Genomic DNA, 21,371 nt, shown 5'->3' with positions numbered 1-21,371 from the left:
TCGCCAATATGACAAAAAATGTGACATTTTTTTTGAAGGAGAGCGCCCGTTTATAATCGGGAAAGCTCGAAAAGCAGAAACCGCTTCCTCTGTTCGATAAAATGGAAAATTTGTTTTTGCTCATCTTCGAGTCGGCTGTATGTGACGGTTGTATAAGGATCATATTCAAGAAAAGGCGCGATTGTCTCATGCCAGTCTACCGCAAACCGCGAAAGCCGGCTGATTGTAAATTGGCGGTGCAAGACGTTTTTCATTAAATTGAAGTATTGGGACTGAAAAGCCGGTATGTCGAGCAGTCTCGCAGACAGTGTATTATAGCCTTTCGCCGGAATCCTGTTATGTTCCATTTCTTCCCCGTGAATATTCCGTCCCCATGTCGCGTCATAATCCCATGGAATAATTTGAAACGTTTTTGTGCGATCGTTTAAATAAAGCGCATAGTTATGGACGAAGCCGTCGAAGTTTTGGGTGCAGACGGCGCCGATGAGCCATAGCAAATATTGTTTGACATCGAGATAGCGTTTGATTTCCTTTTCAAATATGTCGTCTTTTGCGGTATTAATAAAGTAGATAAATTCCTGGAGGTAATCATCGTGGCGGCTTGACCCCGTTTTTCTTTCATATCCCTGCATGAGATTTTGCTTAGCCTTTTTATCGAAGGAGCTCAGCAGAGAAAAATTAGCATCGTCATCAACGGCATAATAAATGGCCCCCCTTTCTAAATTTCTCCTCTTTAAGAAATGATCGTCAACAGATTCGATTTTTAAATAGATGCCTTCTTTTTTTTCGTTGAGATAAAGGAAAGCGTGCGATGCTGCCGGCGCAAGAACGCCGATTTGTTCAAAAAAATGAAAGGATAGCCTGTTTCTGATGAAAGACGGGTCGTGATATTCGGCGTTCAAATGAAACGCAGCTTCTTCAGCCTTTTCTTTTCTGTCCGGATATTGAATGAAATAGGACTTCTTTGTCAGTTTGCGGGTATGGGCCCCTCTGTATGACACTGCGACAGGCGTCTTTGCTGAACCGGTCAAGAGCATGCCCGGAACGGCTTCATCACTCCAGACGTCTTTTTTCAACTCAAGCAGATGCTTCGGATGAATGTGCAGCCTGAAGGCCGGCAAGGCAGTGGCACTCATCATCATTTCCTCCTTTTTCAGCTGACATATCATATGTGAAAACAGCCAGTCCCGGAAGCGGACCGCCTAAGTTTGAACAAAAACAGTCATTTGCCTCAGTACACTTGTCTTTACGGTGCGTATGATAAATCAGGACATAAAAAAGGAAGAACAGGAGGTTACAAGATGAGTGGTGTCCATGATCATGACATTAAAGAGGCGGTAGATCAGCTGAAGAGCGAAGGCAGAGACCATTATTTAGACCGGGAACCCGAAGAATCCGCCGGCTCGGGAAAAGAGCGGCGTCCGCATAACATTTGGGATCTTTGGTGGGGGATCAAGCCGGACAGAAGCAAAAAACATCATAAAAGCAAGAAGCATGACGACCATGAAAAACCGGATAAAAGCAAGCACGACAAAAGCAAGAAACCCGACAAAAGCAAGAAACCTGATGACTGCAAGAAACCCGACAAAAGCAAGAAACCTGATGACTGCAAAAAGCCTGACAAAAGCAAGAAACCTGACGGCTGTAAAAAACCGGATAAAAGCAAAAAGCCTCACGATTGCAAAAAACGGGATAAATGCAGAAGTAAACGCCCCGATCATCATCGCTGCAAGAAGACTCACCATCATAAACGAGGCGGCTATGAAACCATTACAAAATGGTCTGACGGAAATCTGACCGAAGTCATCTACCGGAAAAAATAAGAGAAGCGGCTTACTGCATGGTGAGCCGCCATTTTCTTTTCCGGGAAGGAACGCCCGGGACTTTCGAAGCTGTTTGCTGAAAGCGAAAAGGAATTTTCGTTTTTTTAGAGAATATGTAGAATAGTTTTAAATCATACTGCGGGGGAATATTTATGAAGTTTGCGACAGCAAAGCTACACAGCCGTACATTTGTAGGGCTTGTCATGGATGAGAAGATAATGGATTTGCAAAAGGCGGAAAAAAAGCTGTTTGAGCTTGAAACGATACCTGAAACGCTTATCGAATGCGTAAGCGAGGGAGAGAAGTTTGTCCGCCATGTCGAACAGCTAGTGGAATGGTCAAAAAAGAAAAACAGCGAAGAGAGCGGTTCGTATATTTATCCGCTGTCAGACGTTGATTTGCTTGCGCCGATTCCCGAACCGCGGAAAAACGTGATCTGCATCGGAAAAAATTATCGGGATCATGCGATTGAAATGGGAAGTGAAGCAGATATTCCCGAACATATCATGGTGTTTACAAAAGCGCCGACTTCGGTTATCGGCCACATGGAAGGGATTGATGCCCACGAAGGCGTGACAGAGGCGCTCGATTATGAAGGCGAGCTCGCGGTTGTCATCGGCAAAACGGGAAAGAACATCCCGAAAGCTGAAGCCCTCGACTATGTGTTCGGCTATACGATCATCAATGATGTGACGGCGCGCGATCTGCAAAAGAGGCACAAGCAGTTTTTTATCGGCAAAAGCCTTGATACGACTTGCCCGATGGGGCCGTTTCTTGTACATAAATCAATGATTGAAGACGCAGGCGACTTGAGGGTTGAGACGAGAGTGAACGGCGAACTCCGCCAGTCGGGCAGCACAGAGGACATGATTTTTCCGATTGCGGACATGATTGAAACGCTGTCTAAAGGAATGACGCTTGAAGCGGGGGATATTATCGCAACCGGTACGCCGTCAGGAGTCGGCAAAGGCTTTAATCCGCCAAAGTTCCTCCGAAAAGGCGATCAAGTCGACATTACGATCGAACCGATCGGAACGCTTTCCAATCCAGTGAAATAAAAAACTTTTATAAAAATATGCGAGATTGCCAGGGGGCTATTTTTCGAATCAACGGCAAGTACACAGCCTGTTTTCGACATGTGTTATGGCTGCTCGCAGATTGTTTATCAATAATGATTGATGTTTGGGAGGAAAGAAATTGTTCTTTAGAAAAATGACGGAAAAGGAAAAGAAAAGTACTGAAAAAGCGACAAAAGTAGGATTTGTTTTTTATATGATTGCTTTATCGGTAAGTTCCGCATATTCATTTTTTATAGAATCAGGATTTAATATTTCATTTTTGATTTTAATGGCTGGTTTAATCGTATTTTTTACCAGTGATTTCATATTCAATAAAATCACTGGCTAAAATGAAATGGAAGACAGACAAGCCGCTCAGCCGATCTGTAAAATGATTTGAGACACTGGGTGAAATGTTATCCCTGCCTGATAAAGGAGGATCTCGAAGGAAGGTTCAGGCAGAGTTTTGGCTGAAACGCTTTCCAATCCAGTGAAATAAAGGATTGTCAAAAGATTGGCTTTAGCATATAATGAAGCTGTCAAACTTTTTAGAAATGAGGGATGTGTGATGAGAATGGATATTGTCTTTTTTGCCCAACAAACGATCATTGCACAGCCCATGTAATATTTCGACTGGTATTCTTCAAATGGATCTGGTGATATTTCCATGGGCTGTCGAAGCGGCTCATGGAGTGTTTATATGTTGAGAGAGCCGTGTATTTGCGGCTCTTTTTTTGTTTGAAAAATCATCAGATCTTTAGGAGGAAACCACATTGAATTTATCTGCATTAGGCATCAAATATATCATGGAAGCTTTAAAGGACGAGGAAGGTCTGATTTTAGGAAGGATCGCCCTTGAGCATAAAAGGTTGTACCGGGTATGGACGGAAGAGGGAGAGTGGCTGGCCGAAATCTCAGGCAGGCTGAGGTTTGAAGCGGAGAGCCGCGGAGACTACCCCGCTGTCGGCGATTGGGTGTATATGCGCCCACGCGGTGGCGAAAAGAAAGGGATGATCACGGAGGTCGTTCCCCGGTTCAGCAAATTTTCGCGCAAAGCGGCGGGGGAGCCGGCAGAGGAACAGATCACCGCAGCAAACGTCAACACGATCTTTCTCGTCAATGCGCTCGGTCTGGATTTTAATGTGAGAAGAATCGAACGCTATTTGCTGCTGGCTTGGGAAAGCGGAGCCAATCCCGTCATTGTCTTGAGCAAAGCCGACATCGCTGACCGGATTGAAGAAAAGGTGCGCCAGGCGGAATCCGTGGCATTCGGGGTGCCGATTCATGTCATCAGCGCTCATGAAGGCAATGGGATGGATGAGTTGAAAGCGTATGTGAAACAAGGAGAAACCGTCGCCCTTTTAGGGTCGTCAGGCGTTGGCAAATCAACGATCATCAACTTTTTTCTGAATGAAGACAGGCAGGTGGTCCAATCCGTCCGTGAAGATGACGACAAAGGGCGGCATACGACGACACACAGGGAAATGTTCTTGCTGCCTGAAGGCGGACTTTTAATCGATACGCCGGGGATGCGGGCATTGGAGCTTTGGGAATCGGAAGAAGGATTCAGACAGAGCTTCAGCGATATTGACCAGCTTGCAAAAAACTGCCGATTTTCAGACTGCATGCATCAAACAGAACCCGGCTGCTCCGTGCAGGAGGCGCTGGCTGACGGCAGACTCGATGCCGGCCGGTTCCAAAGCTACCTGAAATTAAAAAAAGAGCTCGAATACCTCGAAAGAAAAACGGATAAACGGGCGGCGCAGCAGGAAAAAAAGCGGTGGAAACAGATAACGAAAAGCATGAAAAAGAACAAACGCAAATAAATGAAAAAGGCGCTGATGAATGATCTCAGCGTCTTTTTTGCTGCGGAAATGACAGCGTTCACATTGTTTTGTTTAATGGACCGGTTCATGATAAGATAAGAACGATACCTGATTTGATAGGGGGAAAAATGAATATGACGCATATGCATATCACGTCTTGGGTGATCGCGCTCATTTTAGTGTTCGTTGCTTACGGACTTTACTCATCTGGAAACAGCAAAGGCGCAAAAATTACACATATGATTCTCCGCTTATTCTATATTATCGTTATCATTACCGGGGCGCAGCTCTTTTTAAAGTTCACGGCATGGAACGGAGAATACATAGCGAAGGCCTTGCTCGGCCTCATCACCATCGGATTCATGGAAATGCTTTTAATTCGCAGGAAAAACGGAAAAGCGGCCACCGGGATCTGGATCGGCTTTATTGTCGTTCTGCTCTTGACGGTTGTGCTTGGGCTCCGTCTTCCACTCGGCTTTAAAGTGTTTTAATTAAAAGACATCGGTTCTTTATGAGAACTGGTGTCTTTTTATGTCGGCGGCTTGAAGGTTGAAATCATCACGATTCGTTCCCCGTCTGAAGCGGTCCATTCGAATCTGTCCTTCCATTCCTCTTTTCGTTCGTAATGATGCTGCAGGGCGCATTGTTTCATATCATGAGAAAATTGATAAAACGAAACGCCCTTCACATCCTTTTTCCCGGGCCAAAAGCTCAAGCCGTTATAGGCGAAGACGCAGTCAAAGACGGAAAAGCCGAGGCTGTTCAGCTGATCCAAAAAAGAATAGAACTGTCCGTCTTCCAGATCGTTCAAAAATTCGAGAAATGCCTGTTTTACCGTTTTCAGATAACGGATCGATTCTCCGCCTGTCAGCTTCACGGTCTCCGGCTTTTCCGTGACGGCAAATTGATCAAACAGTTCGGCTTTTTGCCATTCTCCGTCTATGCTGATGAAAACTCCGGGACTGTTCAGGCTTTCAACCAAAAATAAATCTCCTTCTTCGTTTTCAATCAGGCAAATCCCGTCTTCCATTAAAATTTTGCCGTAAATCCATTTGCGCTTTTCGGCGTAAATTCGTTTTTGGCGTTCGGTGTCCATGGGCGGTCTCCTTTCTTATTTCGTTTTTTCCAAAACGGGCTTGTCTCATACAAGACTCTGTTGGACAATTCAACTATTATTTTAAGGTGCATAAAATAGGTAAAGTGACAAAGGAAGTGAAGCCTAAAGCAGAGGAAGAACATTAGAATTGGAGCTGATCGACAATGTGTGGAATAACGGGGTGGGTCGATTTTAAGAAGCCGCTTGTTCAGGAGCAGTCTGTCATGGAGAAAATGACTGATACGCTTTCGAACAGAGGACCTGATGATACGAATATTTGGGGAAAGCGCCATGTTTTATTCGGACATAAACGCTTGGCAGTTGTGGATCTGGAAGGCGGCAGACAGCCGATGACCCGCACACACCAAGGGTACGATTATACGATTTGCTATAACGGCGAACTCTATAATACGGAGGATTTGCGGAAAGAGCTTAGGCAGCGGGGGCATCAATTCAAGAGCCACTCAGATACAGAGGTTTTGCTTCATTCATACATGGAATGGAAAGAGGAATGCATCGACAGGCTGAACGGAATTTTTGCATTTACGGTATGGGATGAAAAGCGCGATCTTCTTTTTGCGGCACGCGACAGGCTCGGCGTTAAACCGTTCTTTTACACCGAACAGGGCTCATCATTTCTGTTCGGATCTGAAATCAAAGCGATTCTCGCTCACCCGGAAGTGAAAGCAAAGGTCGACCGTTCAGGGCTGGCCGAAATTTTCGGCCTCGGGCCGTCGCGATCGCCGGGGAGCGGTGTTTTTAAAGGAATAAAAGAGATCCGCCCGGGGCATGCGATGATTTTCTCAAAAGACGGTTTAACGGTTTGGCGCTACTGGAATGTGAAAAGCGAGAAGCATACCGACAGCTTTGACGAAACGGTGGAAAATGTGCGGTCGCTGTTTCAGGACGCCGTCACAAGGCAGCTTGTGTCTGATGTGCCGGTTTGCACGTTTTTATCAGGAGGGGTTGATTCGAGCGCCATTACCGCAACGGCCGCCAAGCATTTTGAGGAAGAAGGGAAGGGGCCGCTTCATACGTTTTCGATCGATTATGAAGACAATGAACAATATTTTACGTCAAGTTCATTTCAGCCAAACGCCGACGGCCCGTGGATTAAAAAAATGTCCGATGCATTCGCAACGGTTCACCACAACTGCGTGATTTCCCAAGAGGAGCTGGCCGCTTATTTGGAAGAAGCCGTACTGGTCCGTGATTTGCCGGGGATGGCTGATGTCGATTCTTCTTTGCTGTGGTTTTGCCGCGAGATTAAAAAGGACTTTGTCGTAAGTCTTTCCGGGGAATGCGCGGACGAAATTTTCGGCGGCTATCCTTGGTTCCATTCGGCAGAAGATGTGAAAGGTTTCCCATGGATGAGATCAATGGAAGAACGGATCGCACTTCTGCAGGACGGCTGGCAGAAAAAACTGAACCTCGGCGAATATGTGAAGGCGAAATACGAGGAAACGGTTAAAGAAACACCGCTGCTTGAAGGAGAAACGGGTGCGGAGAAACGAAGGAGAGAGCTGTTTTACTTAAATATGCTCTGGTTTATGACAACGCTCTTGGATCGAAAAGACAGAATGAGCATGGGGGCGAGCCTCGAAGTCAGGGTTCCGTTTGCGGACCACAGGCTTGTCGAGTATGTCTGGAATATTCCGTGGGATGTCAAAATGCATGGCAGCCGTGAAAAAGGCATCTTTCGCAAGGCTCTTGAAGGCATTTTGCCTGATGAAGTGCTGTATCGCAAAAAAAGTCCATATCCGAAAACGCACCACCCCGCTTATACGAAGGCCGTCATTCGTTGGCTGGAGTCATTGCTGGAGCAAAAAGACTCGGCGCTTTATGTTTTCTTAGACAAGAAAAAACTGGAGCGGCTGATTGAGACGGAGGGCGCATCATTTCAAGTTCCCTGGTACGGACAATTGATGAAGGGACCGCAGTTGATCGCACACCTTGCCCAAATCCATACTTGGTTTGAGAATTATCGAATTGATATTGAGGAATAACATAAAACACCCGGCATAAGCCGGGTGTTCTGCGTTTTGGCAAAAGAAACGGCGGCGTTATTTGAACACCGCCGCTGATTTCAATGATCGGCAGACTGGATGGAAGAGAGTCAAACCTGTTCTGTTTTGGAAGACGGTCCCGGCTTTAAATTGTTGAGCCGTGAGACAAGATCGGTTCCGAAAGCGGAGCTGACGTCAACATCGCCCTGTTCGATGTAGCTTTCTTTATACTCGTACGCCGAAGAACCGTGTTCGGCATAATCGAGTCCGGATATTTCCTCTTCTTTTGATACCCGGATCGGAGTGAAAGCTTTCATTACTGCAGTGACAGCCGATGTAGCAGCGAGGGTCCAGGCTGCGATCGCCAAAATGCCGACGGCTTGAATGCCGAGCTGTGCGGCTCCTCCTCCGTAAAAGAGACCGCTCGATGTATTGAAAAGCCCGACTGCAAGCGTCCCCCAAACACCGCAAACACCGTGAACGGCAATGGCGCCGACGGGATCGTCAAGTTTCAGCACCTGATCGATAAACTGAACGCCGACAACTAAAATGACACCTGCGATGCATCCGATTAATATCGCGCCTGTAAATGAAACGCCGTCCGCGCCCGCGGTAATTCCGACAAGGCCGCCAAGCGCGCCGTTCAGCGTCAGGGAAGGGTCGATCCTGCCGTAGCGGAAATAAGTGAACAGCGCCGAGCTGACGACTCCGCCCGACGCGGCTAAAAGGGTTGTGGTGATGACATGCGGGACGGCGGCGGGATCAGCCGCAAGCGTGCTTCCGCCGTTGAACCCAAACCAGCCGAACCACAGGATAAAGACGCCGAGTGCGCCCAGCGGAATGCTGTGTCCTGGAATGGCATTGACCTTTCCGTTTGCATATTTTCCAATCCGCGGCCCGAGAAAGATGACAGCCGCAACCGCGCCCGCAGCACCTGTCATGTGAACGATCGCAGATCCGGCAAAATCAACAAATCCGAGGTCATACAGCCAGCCTTCCCCCCAAGTCCAATGGCCGACAACCGGGTAGATGAGACCGGTCATAAACAGCGTCAAAATCATATAGCTGCCAAGCTTCATCCGTTCAGCGACAGCGCCGGAAATAATGGTCGCGCACGTAGCGGCAAACACGGCCTGAAAGACGAAAAATCCGACATCCTGATCACCTGCTAAAGCAAAACCGCTTGTGCCGATGAACCCGCCGGCGCTGTCCCCGAACATCAACGCGTATCCGGCGAAGAAATAAAGGATGGAGCCGATAGAGACCGTCAGAAAGTTTTTCATTAAAATGTTTAACGTGTTTTTAGCTCTCGTAAAGCCAGATTCAACCATCGCGAAACCGGCGTGCATAAAAAAGACGAGCAGAGTGCCGATGGCCACCCATGTCATGTTGACCGAATCATTGACCGATTGCGCCGTCGGTTCGGCGGCCAGAGCTGATGCTGCGAGGAAAAAACTGAGGAACAGGACGAAAGATACCTTGGTTTTCATAAGAATCATCCTTTCTTAAAGTATCGGCAAAAAGAGGCGGGATGGAGCCGGTCGTTTTACACAATCGCTTCTTTTCCGGATTCCCCTGTCCGGATTCGAACCGCATTTTCAATCGGGAGCACAAAGATTTTTCCGTCGCCAACCGTATTTGTCGAACATGTGCTTTCGATGATTTGGATAATTTCATCAACGCTCTCCGATTCAATCACCATTTCGACTTTCACTTTAGGCAGCAGCTTGATTTCGTAGGAGGTGCCGCGAAACAAAGCCTGTTTCCCGCGCTGTTGCCCGCAGCCGGCAACCTCTGAGACCGTTAATCCGTTTATGCCAACCTCTTCAAGCTTTTTGCGGAGGCGGGGAAACTGTTCAGGGCGTATAATTGTTTCGATTTTTTTCACAATGTAAATCCTCCTTTTGGTGTAAGGTTTTATTACGTGTATTGTTATGTTTATTATCATACGTAATATCAAATTGAAAATCAATACGAATTTTTAAAAAAATTAATCTATTAGACCTATTATCAGAGAGGTCTGTATTCACAGAATGAAATCCTTGTGATGTTTTATAACATGAAAAAACCTGCTTTCAGTTGAAAGCAGGTTATGCCGCAAAGCCTTTTTGTAGCCACATTTTAGATCTCCATCTTCTGTACATCAAAATTCCCCTGACCCACTCGTCGGCGATGAAGGAAAACCATATTCCCGCCAGGCCGAATCCGAGCTGAATGCCGAAAATATAAGCGATCGGAAGGCCGATTCCCCACATTGAGACAATCGCCATATAAACCGGATATTTCGCGTCTCCAGCAGCTCTGAGAGAATTAATGATGACCACGTTAAACGAGCGGCCAGGCTCCAGGATAATCGTCAAAAGGATCAGTATACTGGCCGTTGCGATAATATCGGGATTGCTGCTGAAAATGCCGATCAGCTGTTTGGAAAACACAGCGAAGAGAACGGAAGTAAATGTTGTAATGGCCAGAGCCCACCAGAGGCTCTTCAGACAGCGGCTGTACGCTTCATCAAATTGTTTCGCGCCGATATGGCGTCCGATTAAGATTTGCGTTCCCTGGCTGATCGCTGTGCCGAAAAGCATGATGAACATCATCAAATTTTGGGTATAGACCTTTGTTGTCAGCGCCTGCGCGCCCATCAGCGTGATAAAATAGGTGACAATCATCTGTGACGCGTTATACGAAAGCTGCTCCCCTGCTGAAGGTATCCCGATTTTCAGCAGTTTTTTCAGATGGCTTTTCTTTAAGACAAACAGCCGTTTGGACAACATCGGCATGCCGACGCGCTTTTTGACGAGCAGAGCGATCGCGAACAGGCCGATGATGCGCGCGATCGAAGTGGACATTGCTACGCCGGCCACGCCTAAAACCGGAAAGCCGAACGGCCCGAATATGACAAGATAGTTGCCGGCGATGTTCAGGATATTCATGCCGATGGTTACAACCATTGTGTCCTTTGTATGCCCGTAGCTTTTCAAAATGGCGCTGAACGTCATAATGAGCGCTTGAATAAAGGACAGTCCGCCGACGATCTGGAGAAAGATGCCGGCCTCGGCCAGCAGGTTGGCGGACAGGCCCATCATCAATAAAAGCGGTTTGGCAAATATATAAATCACCGCGCTGATGAATAGACTGATGATAAAATTGGCGCTGATGGAAACATAGCCGACTTCCATCGCTTCGGCTTTTTGCCGCGCTCCTAAAAATTGAGAAATAATAACGGTTGTTCCTGTGGCGATAAAACCGAACATCACAATGATCAAGTTCAGCATTTGGTTGCTGACGCCGACGGCTGCCACGCTGTCATCGGAATATTGGCTGAGCATCAGGGTATCTGCGTTGCCCATTAACATATATAATGAAACCTCGATAAATATAGGCCAGGTCAATGCGAATAAAGAGAGGTTTTGAGGTGCTGTTTTTTTCATGGCGTTTGACCCCTTTCTTTTAAAAAATCCGTTTTATAGTGTAACGCCATTTTCTTATAATAAGAAGAGACGAAACCGATACTTCTTGGAGAAATACGACTTGATGAAAAGGGGAGAGAACATGGAACATATCATCTTTACAATTCCGCCGCTCCCTGTGTTGATTACCGGCGGAGAAGGACTGTTCAAAAAAGGGGAAAAGCATGTGAGGCGTGAATATTCCGTGTTTGATCTCTTATATGTAATACAGGGGGAACTATTTTTGACTGAGGACGGCGACCCCCATCAGATCCGGGAAGGGGAATATATCATCCTTGTACCGGGGCTTGAGCATTATGGACACCAAGGCTGTCAAGACGATACCCGCTATTTTTGGCTGCACTTTCAGGAGCCGTCTTATGGCTTTGCACAGCAGGGAGGTGAGAACTGGACCGAGCTCAAGCTGAAGAAGGGGACGTTTGAAACGCCGACATTATATCATTTAAAGATTCCGAGAAAGGGAAAGATCGACCAAAAAGCGTTTATTGAACAGCAGTTTAGACGTTTGATTGACGATTCTGCCCAAAATTCCGACCTGCCTCTTCGGAAGCAGCTCTTGTTCGAAGAGCTGCTGATTCACCTGCAGAAGGAGGCGTTCCACATTCCTTCGGCGAGTGAGCGTGTGGCATCTGAAGTGCAGCATTACATCGACCGCCACTATAAGGAGAAGCTCAGCATGGAGCAGCTCTCGGCTGCCCTTCACTATCACCAGGACTACATTACCCGCTGCATGCAAAAGGCGTTCGGCATCACACCGGGCCAATACGCCAATAAGGCGAAGGTTTTTGAAGCGAAGCGGCTCCTTTCTTCGACAAACGACAAAATGTCATCGATTGCCGAACAAGTCGGAATCGATGATCCGACTTATTTCTCAAAGCTGTTTAAACAAATAGAAGGGATTTCGCCTGTTGAATACAGAAAGATGATGAAGAGAAATATTGAGTGATATTTTCAAAGCATAGGAGGAGAAAAGTTTGGCATCCATCAATGGTGAAAAAGTAAAGCTGCGCACGATCACAATGGATGACCTGCCCGGATTATGGAGAATGATTTACGGAACCCGAAACCCTGAATGGAAAAAATGGGATGCCCCTTATTTTCCGCTTCAGCCCGAACCGTTTCAATATTTTCTCGACTCTTTTGTGCCGGCTTTAAAAGAAAAACCGCCGCGCTATTTGGCGATTGAGATCGAAGGAGAGCTGAAAGGAACCGTTTCTTACTATTGGGAGTGCCGGCCGACACGCTGGCTGGAATGCGGGATCGGCATCTATGATCCGCGGTTCTGGAACGGAGGTTACGGCACGGAAGCCGTAGAATTATGGGTCGGCTTCCTATTTGAAAACGTCGATGTGCCGAGAATCGGAATGACGACGTGGTCCGGCAACAGGCGGATGATGAGGTGCGCCGAAAAAGCGGGGTTTAAGATGGAAGGCCGGATTCGCAAAGTCAGATATTATGACGGAGTCTATTATGATTCAATCAGATACGGAATATTGCGGGAGGAGTGGGAGCTGATTTGCGGCGGTAGCTGACACGCTCTATAATGTAATATTAGATATCTTTCATCAGCGGACTAGAGGGGACCAAAATGAAAAAAACCATTTATGATGTAGCGGAAGCGGCAGGCGTTTCGATTTCCACGGTTTCCCGGGTGATCAACAATACCGGGAGAATCAGCAGGTCGACAAGGCAAAGAGTGCATGCCGTCATGAAAGAACTCGATTATCAGCCGAATGTTCACGCTTCTGCGCTTACCGGAAAGCGCACGAACATTATCGGCCTGTTGACGCCCGATATTGCAAACCCTTTTTTCGGAGAGCTTGCCAAAAGCGTTGAAGAGCGGGCGGGCGAGCTTGGATTCAGCATGATGATATGCAGTACCGACCGCGATCCGAAAAAGGAGGCAACGTATTTCTCGGTGCTCAAGCAAAAAAGCGTCGACGGCATCATTTTTGCGACCGGCATCGAAAATCAGGAGAGCATGGATGCGCTCGAGGATATTGCAAAAGAGGGCATACCGCTCGTGATGATTTCTCAGGACCGCGCCCTTGTTCCGCTGGATGTCGTGGTCATCGACGATTTTATGGGCGGATACTTAGCGACGCGGCATTTAATTTCGCTCGGCCATAAGACAATCGCCTGCATCGCCGGCGACGGATCGACAACCGGAGAAAAAGACAGGCTGAAAGGCTTCCAAAAAGCGATGGATGAAGCCGGCATCAAAGTGAATGAATCGCTCATCGCCGGTACCGGTTTTTCCCTGGAATGCGGCAAAAAAGCAGCCGCTCAGATTTTCGAAAGCAACATTCCGACCGCCGTTTTCGCCATGAATGATGTGCTTGCGTGCGGAGTCATTCAGACTGCAAGGGAATGGGGGCTCCAAGTTCCAACGGATTTATCTGTCATCGGCTTTGATAATACGTTTTTAGCCGAAATGACCGATCCGCCGCTTACGACAGTGTCGCAGCCGATTGAAGAAATGGGCCGCCGTGCGGCCGAGCTGCTGGCCGAAGAAATCAGCGGCGAGAAAAGTTCGAAAAACAAAATCATTCTCATGCCTGAACTTGTCGTCAGACAGTCGACGGCACCTCCATTTAAAAAAGATGCACATGCAGAAAAGAGCGGGTTTTGATAGAAAAAAACGCTCTTTTTTTAAAAAATAAGAGCAAGCGCTTGCTCTCGTTAAATCCTAAAAAGCATTGCGGATAAAATAAATACAGGGTAAAATCAAAATTGAAATGAGCAAGCGCTTTCTCTAATTAATAAAGCGCTTTCAATATGTAAGAAGGGAGAGAAGAAAATGACAGAACGAGTGAGATGCGCCGTATTAGGGCTCGGAAGGCTCGGCTATTACCATGCGAAAAACCTCAAAACCGAGGTGCCCGGGGTCCTGCTCGCCGCTGTGGCCGATCCGGCAGAGGGGAGGGCGAGGGAGATTGCCGCTGAACTGGGTGTTGAAAAGTGGTTTGAAGATCCGTTTGAATGTCTCCACGATCCAGAGATTGATGCCGTCGTCATCGTTACACCGACATCTACCCATGCCGAAGTGATCAAACAGGCGGCCGAATGCGGCAAACAGATTTTCGTCGAGAAGCCGTTGACATTAAATCTTGAAGAATCGATTGAAGTCATTGCTAAAGTCAAAGAAACGGGCGTGATTTGCCAGGTGGGGTTTATGAGGCGGTTTGATCCTGCTTATGCGGATGCCAAAAGGAGGATCGATGCCGGAGAGATCGGCAAACCGATCTATTATAAAGGGTTTACGCGCGATTTTGGCTCTCCTCCGGCCGAATTCATTAAAAAAAGCGGCGGTATTTTCGTCGATTGTTCGATTCACGATTATGATATCGCGCGTTATTTAATGGGGGCTGAAATTACTGCTGTTTCCGGCCACGGAAGGGTTTTGAAGCACGCGTTCATGCCGGGATGCCATGATGTCGATCAAGCGCTCACCTATATGGAGTTTGATTCGGGGGCGGCAGGTGATGCGGAAGCAAGCCGCAATTCGTCTTACGGCCACGATATACGCGCCGAAATTATCGGGACGGACGGCAGCATCTTCATCGGGACGCTGCGGAACCCGGCGGTTACCGTGCGGACCGGGCAGGGGAGCAGCTATAATATCATTCCGGATTTCCAGGCGAGGTTCCATGAAGCGTACTGCTTAGAGATGCAGCACTTTGCCAAGTGTGTTCGCAACAAAACGAAACCGATTGTGACTGAAGTGGATGCGGCAGTCAATCTGGAAATCGCGCTTGCGGCCACAGAATCCTGGTCAACAGGCAAGACCGTCAAGATTCAGTATCAGACGAAACAGCTTACGGTATGAAACGGGGCTCATAAACGGGCTGTGATAAAGACAAAGTATGCCGGAGATCATCCTGCGGTCAATAGGATCAACAGAAAGAAGGGCGGAAGAAAGCATTTCTCCGCCCGATGCCGCCCTTTCTCTCAGCGTTTTCAATCAACTGCAAGCCCCTTATTGCACATTCAGATTCGGTCTCAGATTCACCTGATAGTCCACCTCGACATCCATCTTCTCCCAACGATGCAGCCACGCTTTGTCGCTCATCGGCTTCGTAAACGGAAAAAGCGCTTCACCGCCGACTTCAAGCGGATCAACCCGAATGTTTTGCATGTCCTTTATCATGTCCGCTGTTTTCTCTTCCAATTCGGATTCCACATCATGGACAAGTGCGCTGAACTCGCTTTGATCCTGCAGGTTTTTGTCGCCTGTGTATTCTTCAATGCCCGCGTTTATGCTGACTTTCATTGATAAAGCTGTATTGTTTTGATTCAAGTCAAATGTGACGGTTGAGCGGGCTTGGCCGATTATGATTGACAAGTTGGGAATCGTGAGGAACTTCAGATACCTGTTATTGTTGAGCAGCTGAAAAATTTGATCGTCTATGCCGGTCAGTGTCTTCACGAATTTGTCGTTTCGGAAAAGTCCTGTTCCTTCATATGTGAACTGGTTACCATCGGTTCTGAAAACAGGCACGTAAGGATCTGAATAGTGGGTGTACAGCTGGTTTTTGAATTGATGCAGGTTAACGATGCTCATTTCACCCTGGTTGGCTCTTTCAAAATGCCTTAACGTCTGATAAAGATAAAAGTCAAAATTCTCGCTTTGCTTCAATTCGTTCAGTATATATTTGTCAAAATCGCCGTTGACGACGATGAGATAAAGGCGAGGGCCGATTTTCGGGTCTGACAGAAGCGTGTTGATAATCGGAAGTATGCCTTTTTCAGCGAGATTTTCTTCGATCATCACCATTCTCAGCTGCCCGTTTTTCAGCTCGTTGTAATAATTTAAATTAAATCGCTTGCCGACTTGTTTGATCATATTGACTTCGGTGCTGAATAGCCGCTTCTTTTCAAGGCCCACCGGAGGGACGGTGGTGCTCATTGAGATCTTTCCTTTTTTTCCTTCTTTGATATACCAAAAGGTAACCGGTGAGATTTCTTCAATCTCATTGTTTTCAACAAATGGAGAGCAGCCCTCAATCGTCATGAAAATCACAAGTGCGATACAGCCGTTTAATATGAGGCGTTTCCCGCTGATCATTGCATGCGCCCCTTTCGTTTTCCGGCAATGACAAGAATAGCCGGAATCAATGCGTAAGTGACGGCTCCGATGGATACTTCGATCAAAAACCACATATCTTGCTGTTTTCCGGATTGCCAAAACCAGGTGCTTAACACGAGCGAACATCCCATGAGCAATAGGAAGCTGAACAGAAATCCTCTTCGCGTCACAGGCTTGGCCATTCTTTTAAACAAAATGCGGAGGCCTCCGTAAAAGCAGAGTAAAAAAATCGCGATTACAAACGCAAAATGAAACATATGGGCAGACAGTAGAAACGTATCGATCCGCTCCAAAATCGGCGACTGCAAATAGCGGAGCATGTTTATCACCGGAAAAATGGTTTCCAGCAAATAAGAGGAGCCGTAGAAAAATAATGCACCGATAAACAAAAACAAATATTCGAAGAGTGAAATCGCATTACCGACCGATAAATATTTCAGCATATTAGCTTCCTTGCTGAACCATGGAGCCAGACAAATCAAATACTCGGGACTGGAAAAAGAAGACCACATGACGAGCAGCGCCTTCCAAGAATGTTCAGTCCAGTCAAAAGGAATCAACGGATATAAATCGGTCAAGGAAGCGATCGGGGGGATATAAAACCTGATAAAAATGAACACGATCCAAAATGATGACATAAAGGCAATGATGACAAAACGCATCGTATTTTCCATGCCGCGGGAGGCCGCATATCCGCTGATCACCAGAATCAAGATCACAAGCCAGTTGATATTGATGGCGGGAAAGATGAAGTGTCTCACCGTTTCGGCGTAGCTTGTGATCATGATCGCGATCTTTAACGCGAGCTGAATTAAGCCGATCAAGATAAAAAAGCGCAGCTTGCGTTCGCCGAAGAGAGCGGCAAAGCCTTCATAGCCTTTTGCGGCCGCTGGAGAAGACAGCCATTTGGACAACAGGTACAAGTTGAACTGTGACAGCATTCCGACAGCGAGCATAACGAACATCATGTAAGGGTGAACCAGATACATCGGCAGAACCAAGATGAAAAAAAGAACTTGCATACGGTTGGCGATGAGGGCGATGTAAATTCCGCCGAGAGGCCGTGTCTTGTGAAATAATTGAAAAGAACTCAAGCCGCTTCATCTCCTTTTAACGTACCGCCATTTTTGCAAGGTATGCAGATATTCGGGGCGCTTTTTCAGCCAGATCAAAGGACTTCGTATAAAAAGATCGAGCCAATCGCGCCAATATAACGGAGTAATCGGCGCAAAATAAGGCTGCTTGAGAGAAGTAAGCCCGTTCAAATGAACAAACAGTCCGATCATTCCGAAGATCAATCCGAAAAAACCGAGGCAGGCGGAGAACACGAGCATCGTAAAATGAATCAAAGTGTGCCCTTTAGCTACGATGTAGTTAGGCACCAAAAATGACGCGACCGTTGAGATGCCGACCAAAACGATTAGCACTTTGCTGACAAAGCCCGCCTGCACCGCCGCTTCTCCAATCACAATCCCCGAGATAACCCCCAATGTTGAACTTGATTTTGTCGGCATCCGCACGCTGGCTTCCTTAATAATTTCAATGACGAGCAGCATAAGAACCGCTTCCCAAAACGGGGTGAACGGCACTTTGCTCCTTGATTCGATCAGCACATAAAGGATCTGGAGCGGAAACATATGATAATGATGAGTCGACAAAGCCACATAAAAAGGGATGAGCAAAATAGACAGAAAAAAACTGGCGTAGCGCAGCATTCTAAAAAAGCTGGCAACCGGCCAGCGCGTCGTATAATCTTCAGCGGAGTGAAAAAGGTGAAAAAACGTGATCGGTGCATGTAATACAAACGGCGTCTGATCGACCAAAATGGCGACTTTGCCAATGCTTAAATTGTATGCGGAAATGTCGGGACGCTCGGTCTGCTGGAACTGCGGAAAAATCGAATGATGATGATCTTCAATCAATTCAGTGAGCTGTGCGGAATCGAAGATCATGTCAAAATCGGTTTCCGCGATTTTTTTTCTGGCTTCCTCAATCAATTCCGGATTGGTTAATCCGGCAATATAAACGATAACAACAGATGTTTTGCTGAGCGAACAGACCGTCAGCCTTTCCGCTTTTAAATTGGTTAAAGGCAGCCTGCGCCGCAGCAAAGAAAGATTGACGTCGAGCTGCTCGGTAAAACTGTCTTTCGGACCGTACATCACCGTTTCGGTTTGAGACGGTTCGATCTGCCGGCCGACCCGATTTTCAATGGGAATGGCAAACCACTGCTGCCTGTCCGGATCATGGATGATGATCGAACCGGACATCAGCCACTCCTTTGCGGTTTCTAAAGATACGATCGGTTCAACGTGCAAAACAAAGGTTTTTAAACAGCGATATATTGACTCTTCTTCGGCGCTCATGATCAGAGGCCTGATGATCGACTGTTGCAGCATGACCCGATCAATGATGGTATGTAAATAGTAAAATACTGCTTTTTGTCCGCCTTTTGTTTCATGCTCTTCGATCACCGCATCAGCCATACCGGCGGTGGCGTCAAGAAGGGCATCTTTCGTAATGGGAGCGCTCCGCAATCCGGCTCCCTTTCTTTTATATTTTCGAAACATGGACATCCCTCATCAGCGATTGATCATTGCCGGGTTACCGGATGTCCTTATTGTGCTCGCCGCTTCTCAGGTTTATGCGGACAGAAGCCGCGTTCCCGCAGGATCAGGTAAACAGCGAGGCGCCGAGGTAGGCGGCAAGCCCCCACATGACAGCCGCAGATCCTTTATTGAACAAGGTCATGACGATCCCCTGTGAATCGAGCTGTTTGAGAAGTCTTCCCGCTGCGGCAAGTCCAAGGAACCATAGCCACGAAACGATCATACATGCACAGGTGAACAGCCAAAGATCCGCACCTTCATACGCTAAAGAGTTGGTGCCGATCACGCCGACGATATCGAGCAAGGCGTGCGGATTTAAGAGCGATACGGCCGCAGCAAAAGCGATTTGCTTTTTGGGCGGCATAGCTTCGGACGCGTTTCCTACCGCCGGTTTGCTCCTCCATGTGATCCATCCCATATAAATGAGAAACAAAAATCCTCCGGTCAAAAGGACAAATTTAACTTCAGGAAGGCCGGCGACAGCCGCGGAAATACCTGTGACTGCCAGTATAATCAGGAGGGAATCGCACAACGATGCGGAGATCACAAGCGGCAAGACACGCCAAATGCTCGATGATGCGGCCCCTTGCTGAAAAATCAGGACATTTTGCGCGCCGAGCGGCAAGATCAGTCCAAAAGCGAGAATCATTCCGTGAATAACTGCGTTCATGACTGTAAAAACCCCTTTCATTCAAAACATCCGTTTTATTGTAGAGCAAGAAGCAGGGAATGTCTCCGGCCATTTGGCTGGTCTAATTGCCCAGCCAAATGCTATCTTTTTAAAAAAGGAGCTGAACATGAAGTGCACAGACAGCTGAACAGACATTCAGACATTCCGCTATACCAGCAAATCGAACAGATCATAAAAGAGAAGATTTTACAGGGGGAATGGCCGGCCGGGACGAAAATCCCTTCACAACGCAAGCTGGCCTCCATCTTTCAAGTGAATAGAAGCACGGTTACCGCGGCTCTGGACGAGCTGACAGCCCAAGGATTTCTTGAAGGCAACCGGGGCGGAGGCACAAAGGTGGCCAATCAAACATGGTCACAATTGACGGCGGGGCCGCCGCTTGACTGGACGAGTTATGTACGTTCGGGAATTCACCGTCCCAATTCAATGACGGTTCAGGAAATCAACAGGCAGGAGTTTACAGAAGGGATCATCAGGCTCGGCACAGGTGAATTAGCGCCTGAACTGCTGCCCTATCAACAGATGGAAGAGATTCTTCGCCGCGCACCGTCTGATAGGCTGATGCTCGGGTATGAAGAAGCGAAAGGAAGCCGCTATACAAGAGAGGTGCTGGCGGAGCATCTGGTCCGGAAGGGTGTGCGTGTATCGGCCGACTCGATTCTGATTGTCTCCGGAGCGCTCCAAGCGCTGCAGCTCATATCGATCGGCCTTTTGAAGCGGAGAGCCGTCGTGTTGGCGGAAAAGCCGTCATACCTATACTCGCTGCACGTTTTTCAATCGATGGACATGCGGCTTTGCGGGCTTCCAATGGATGGCGGGGGATTAGACCCGTCCGTCATTCCGACGGTAAAAAAACGGCATGGCGCCGATTTACTGTACACGATTCCGTCATTTCACAATCCGACGGGCAAACTGATGTCGGAAAACCGGAAGCGCGAGCTGATTCAAATGAGCAAAAGGCTGTCGCTCCCGGTTATTGAAGATGACGCATACGGCGACTTGCGGCTTGACGGTCCGCCGTCATCGCCGCTGAAGGCCATGGACAGAGAAGGCAGCATTCTTTATGTCAGTACACTATCGAAAACCGTCAGCCCCGGCCTTCGCATCGGCTGGGTCGCAGGCCCGGAGCCCGTCATCGAGAGGCTGGCCGATATTAAAATGCAGACTGACTACGGCTCAAGTTCATTGTCGCAATGGGTGGCTGCAAAGTGGCTTTCAAGCGGACTTTATGATGAAAATCTCAGCTGGATCAAAGATGAACTGAGACGAAGGCGGGATGAGGCGCTCCGGTGTCTTGAGACCTATTGCAGAGGAATCGCCCGCTGGGAAAAGCCTTCAGGCGGGTTTTACATTTGGGTCACATTTCTAAAGCCGCTCTCGCTCAGCGCTTTGTTCGAACAAGCATTACAGAAAAACATCCTCATCAATCCCGGCACCCTCTACGATAAAGAAGCTAAATACAGCATCAGATTGTCCTATTCATACGCCTCTTTGCCAGAGCTTCGCTACGGCATTCAAACGATCGCAGAACTCGCCGGGAAGCTCATGTGAGTCCCGGCTGTACCGGCTGCTGAAAAATCGACGTTCAGCAGCCGCCCCTTTTTATTTCAGGTCTGGGGTTATTTAAAAACAGTCCAAAAAATCCCATTAACATATCATTCAAGGAACTATTGATTCATATTAGCAGCTGGATTTGCAGTAGA

The 21,371-nt window shown here is 47.6% G+C and carries 20 protein-coding genes; 11 read left to right on the top strand and 9 right to left on the bottom strand.

All coding sequences use genetic code 11. The features are described from left to right. Positions 1-50 precede the first annotated feature (50 nt). Positions 51-1,136, bottom strand: coding sequence for a CotH kinase family protein (locus M1E06_RS15575; protein WP_025811689.1), 1,086 nt, complete (start codon positions 1,134-1,136; stop codon positions 51-53). Between the two features lie 165 nt (positions 1,137-1,301). Between M1E06_RS15575 and cotG the strand changes: the two genes are divergently transcribed. The 5 genes from cotG to M1E06_RS15550 all read left to right on the top strand — a co-directional run bounded on the left by cotG (position 1,302) and on the right by M1E06_RS15550 (position 5,198). Then, on the top strand, positions 1,302-1,823 hold the full coding sequence (gene cotG / locus M1E06_RS15570; RefSeq protein ID WP_020450878.1) for a spore coat protein CotG: 522 nt from the start codon (positions 1,302-1,304) through the stop codon (positions 1,821-1,823). A 152-nt stretch (positions 1,824-1,975) separates the two neighbouring features. Next, positions 1,976-2,881, top strand: a complete 906-nt coding sequence (locus M1E06_RS15565) for a fumarylacetoacetate hydrolase family protein (protein ID WP_020450879.1) — start codon at positions 1,976-1,978, stop codon at positions 2,879-2,881. A 139-nt stretch (positions 2,882-3,020) separates the two neighbouring features. Further along, a complete protein-coding gene (locus tag M1E06_RS15560; RefSeq protein ID WP_020450880.1) occupies positions 3,021-3,230 on the top strand; it encodes a hypothetical protein in 210 nt (69 codons plus the stop codon). Between the two features lie 424 nt (positions 3,231-3,654). Beyond that, positions 3,655-4,707 (top strand): ribosome small subunit-dependent GTPase A, encoded by a 1,053-nt coding sequence (gene rsgA / locus M1E06_RS15555; protein ID WP_020450882.1) that lies wholly within the window; start codon positions 3,655-3,657, stop codon positions 4,705-4,707. Positions 4,708-4,841: 134 nt separating this feature from the next. Further along, positions 4,842-5,198 carry a YisL family protein gene (locus tag M1E06_RS15550; RefSeq protein ID WP_011197750.1) on the top strand — a complete coding sequence of 119 codons (357 nt, stop codon included), beginning with the start codon at positions 4,842-4,844 and terminating at the stop codon, positions 5,196-5,198. A gap of 38 nt (positions 5,199-5,236) precedes the next feature. Here M1E06_RS15550 and M1E06_RS15545 read toward each other — a convergent pair whose 3' ends face one another. Then, a complete protein-coding gene (locus M1E06_RS15545) occupies positions 5,237-5,803 on the bottom strand; it encodes a DUF2777 domain-containing protein (protein WP_020450883.1) in 567 nt (188 codons plus the stop codon). 164 nt (positions 5,804-5,967) lie between these two features. Here M1E06_RS15545 and asnB point away from each other — a divergent pair, with 164 nt between their 5' ends. After that, positions 5,968-7,809 carry an asparagine synthase (glutamine-hydrolyzing) gene (asnB, locus tag M1E06_RS15540; RefSeq protein ID WP_020450884.1) on the top strand — a complete coding sequence of 614 codons (1,842 nt, stop codon included), beginning with the start codon at positions 5,968-5,970 and terminating at the stop codon, positions 7,807-7,809. Between the two features lie 110 nt (positions 7,810-7,919). Here asnB and M1E06_RS15535 read toward each other — a convergent pair whose 3' ends face one another. From M1E06_RS15535 to M1E06_RS15525, 3 genes are all read right to left on the bottom strand, one after another. Next, positions 7,920-9,299: an ammonium transporter gene (locus M1E06_RS15535; RefSeq protein WP_020450885.1), complete on the bottom strand. Its 1,380-nt coding sequence runs from the start codon at positions 9,297-9,299 to the stop codon at positions 7,920-7,922. A 56-nt stretch (positions 9,300-9,355) separates the two neighbouring features. Then, positions 9,356-9,697: a P-II family nitrogen regulator gene (locus M1E06_RS15530; RefSeq protein ID WP_020450886.1), complete on the bottom strand. Its 342-nt coding sequence runs from the start codon at positions 9,695-9,697 to the stop codon at positions 9,356-9,358. Between the two features lie 202 nt (positions 9,698-9,899). Further along, positions 9,900-11,240 carry an MATE family efflux transporter gene (locus M1E06_RS15525; RefSeq protein WP_023856619.1) on the bottom strand — a complete coding sequence of 447 codons (1,341 nt, stop codon included), beginning with the start codon at positions 11,238-11,240 and terminating at the stop codon, positions 9,900-9,902. Positions 11,241-11,361: 121 nt separating this feature from the next. On the opposite strand from M1E06_RS15525, the gene M1E06_RS15520 reads away from it, so the two are divergent. From M1E06_RS15520 to M1E06_RS15505, 4 genes are all read left to right on the top strand, one after another. After that, the gene (locus M1E06_RS15520) at positions 11,362-12,225 is read left to right on the top strand and encodes a helix-turn-helix transcriptional regulator (RefSeq protein ID WP_041817179.1); all 864 of its coding nucleotides are present in this window, start codon (positions 11,362-11,364) and stop codon (positions 12,223-12,225) included. Between the two features lie 28 nt (positions 12,226-12,253). Then, the gene (locus tag M1E06_RS15515) at positions 12,254-12,811 is read left to right on the top strand and encodes a GNAT family N-acetyltransferase (RefSeq protein WP_020450889.1); all 558 of its coding nucleotides are present in this window, start codon (positions 12,254-12,256) and stop codon (positions 12,809-12,811) included. A gap of 56 nt (positions 12,812-12,867) precedes the next feature. Further along, positions 12,868-13,911, top strand: a complete 1,044-nt coding sequence (locus tag M1E06_RS15510; protein ID WP_048350081.1) for a LacI family DNA-binding transcriptional regulator — start codon at positions 12,868-12,870, stop codon at positions 13,909-13,911. Positions 13,912-14,079: 168 nt separating this feature from the next. Beyond that, positions 14,080-15,108, top strand: a complete 1,029-nt coding sequence (locus M1E06_RS15505) for a Gfo/Idh/MocA family oxidoreductase (RefSeq protein ID WP_080131308.1) — start codon at positions 14,080-14,082, stop codon at positions 15,106-15,108. A gap of 150 nt (positions 15,109-15,258) precedes the next feature. Here the strand turns inward: M1E06_RS15505 and M1E06_RS15500 are convergent, their stop codons facing one another. The 4 genes from M1E06_RS15500 to M1E06_RS15485 all read right to left on the bottom strand — a co-directional run bounded on the left by M1E06_RS15500 (position 15,259) and on the right by M1E06_RS15485 (position 19,647). Further along, the gene (locus tag M1E06_RS15500; protein WP_095323661.1) at positions 15,259-16,347 is read right to left on the bottom strand and encodes a Ger(x)C family spore germination protein; all 1,089 of its coding nucleotides are present in this window, start codon (positions 16,345-16,347) and stop codon (positions 15,259-15,261) included. Beyond that, the gene (locus tag M1E06_RS15495) at positions 16,344-17,462 is read right to left on the bottom strand and encodes a GerAB/ArcD/ProY family transporter (RefSeq protein ID WP_080131310.1); all 1,119 of its coding nucleotides are present in this window, start codon (positions 17,460-17,462) and stop codon (positions 16,344-16,346) included. Before M1E06_RS15495 ends, M1E06_RS15500 begins: the two co-directional genes overlap by 4 nt. A gap of 6 nt (positions 17,463-17,468) precedes the next feature. Then, entirely contained in the window at positions 17,469-18,938 is a 1,470-nt protein-coding gene (locus M1E06_RS15490; protein ID WP_023856625.1) for a spore germination protein, read from the bottom strand. Positions 18,939-19,041: 103 nt separating this feature from the next. Beyond that, positions 19,042-19,647 (bottom strand): LysE/ArgO family amino acid transporter, encoded by a 606-nt coding sequence (locus M1E06_RS15485; protein WP_023856626.1) that lies wholly within the window; start codon positions 19,645-19,647, stop codon positions 19,042-19,044. Between the two features lie 132 nt (positions 19,648-19,779). Here M1E06_RS15485 and M1E06_RS15480 point away from each other — a divergent pair, with 132 nt between their 5' ends. Next, entirely contained in the window at positions 19,780-21,219 is a 1,440-nt protein-coding gene (locus tag M1E06_RS15480; RefSeq protein ID WP_095323660.1) for an aminotransferase-like domain-containing protein, read from the top strand. Positions 21,220-21,371: the final 152 nt, after the last annotated feature.

Source organism: Bacillus sp. AK124, from assembly GCF_053903085.1.
Note: the sequence above shows the minus strand (reverse complement) of the source record. Positions and strands in the feature narration are given on the sequence as shown.

Coding starts and splice junctions, on each gene's coding strand:
- M1E06_RS15575 (WP_025811689.1), bottom strand. CDS start 1,136: ATGAGTGCCACTGCCTTGCCGGCCTTCAGGCTGCACATTCATCCGAAG.
- cotG (WP_020450878.1), top strand. CDS start 1,302: ATGAGTGGTGTCCATGATCATGACATTAAAGAGGCGGTAGATCAGCTG.
- M1E06_RS15565 (WP_020450879.1), top strand. CDS start 1,976: ATGAAGTTTGCGACAGCAAAGCTACACAGCCGTACATTTGTAGGGCTT.
- M1E06_RS15550 (WP_011197750.1), top strand. CDS start 4,842: ATGACGCATATGCATATCACGTCTTGGGTGATCGCGCTCATTTTAGTG.
- M1E06_RS15545 (WP_020450883.1), bottom strand. CDS start 5,803: ATGGACACCGAACGCCAAAAACGAATTTACGCCGAAAAGCGCAAATGG.
- asnB (WP_020450884.1), top strand. CDS start 5,968: ATGTGTGGAATAACGGGGTGGGTCGATTTTAAGAAGCCGCTTGTTCAG.
- M1E06_RS15535 (WP_020450885.1), bottom strand. CDS start 9,299: ATGAAAACCAAGGTATCTTTCGTCCTGTTCCTCAGTTTTTTCCTCGCA.
- M1E06_RS15525 (WP_023856619.1), bottom strand. CDS start 11,240: ATGAAAAAAACAGCACCTCAAAACCTCTCTTTATTCGCATTGACCTGG.
- M1E06_RS15520 (WP_041817179.1), top strand. CDS start 11,362: ATGGAACATATCATCTTTACAATTCCGCCGCTCCCTGTGTTGATTACC.
- M1E06_RS15510 (WP_048350081.1), top strand. CDS start 12,868: ATGAAAAAAACCATTTATGATGTAGCGGAAGCGGCAGGCGTTTCGATT.
- M1E06_RS15505 (WP_080131308.1), top strand. CDS start 14,080: ATGACAGAACGAGTGAGATGCGCCGTATTAGGGCTCGGAAGGCTCGGC.
- M1E06_RS15500 (WP_095323661.1), bottom strand. CDS start 16,347: ATGATCAGCGGGAAACGCCTCATATTAAACGGCTGTATCGCACTTGTG.
- M1E06_RS15490 (WP_023856625.1), bottom strand. CDS start 18,938: ATGTTTCGAAAATATAAAAGAAAGGGAGCCGGATTGCGGAGCGCTCCC.
- M1E06_RS15485 (WP_023856626.1), bottom strand. CDS start 19,647: ATGAACGCAGTTATTCACGGAATGATTCTCGCTTTTGGACTGATCTTG.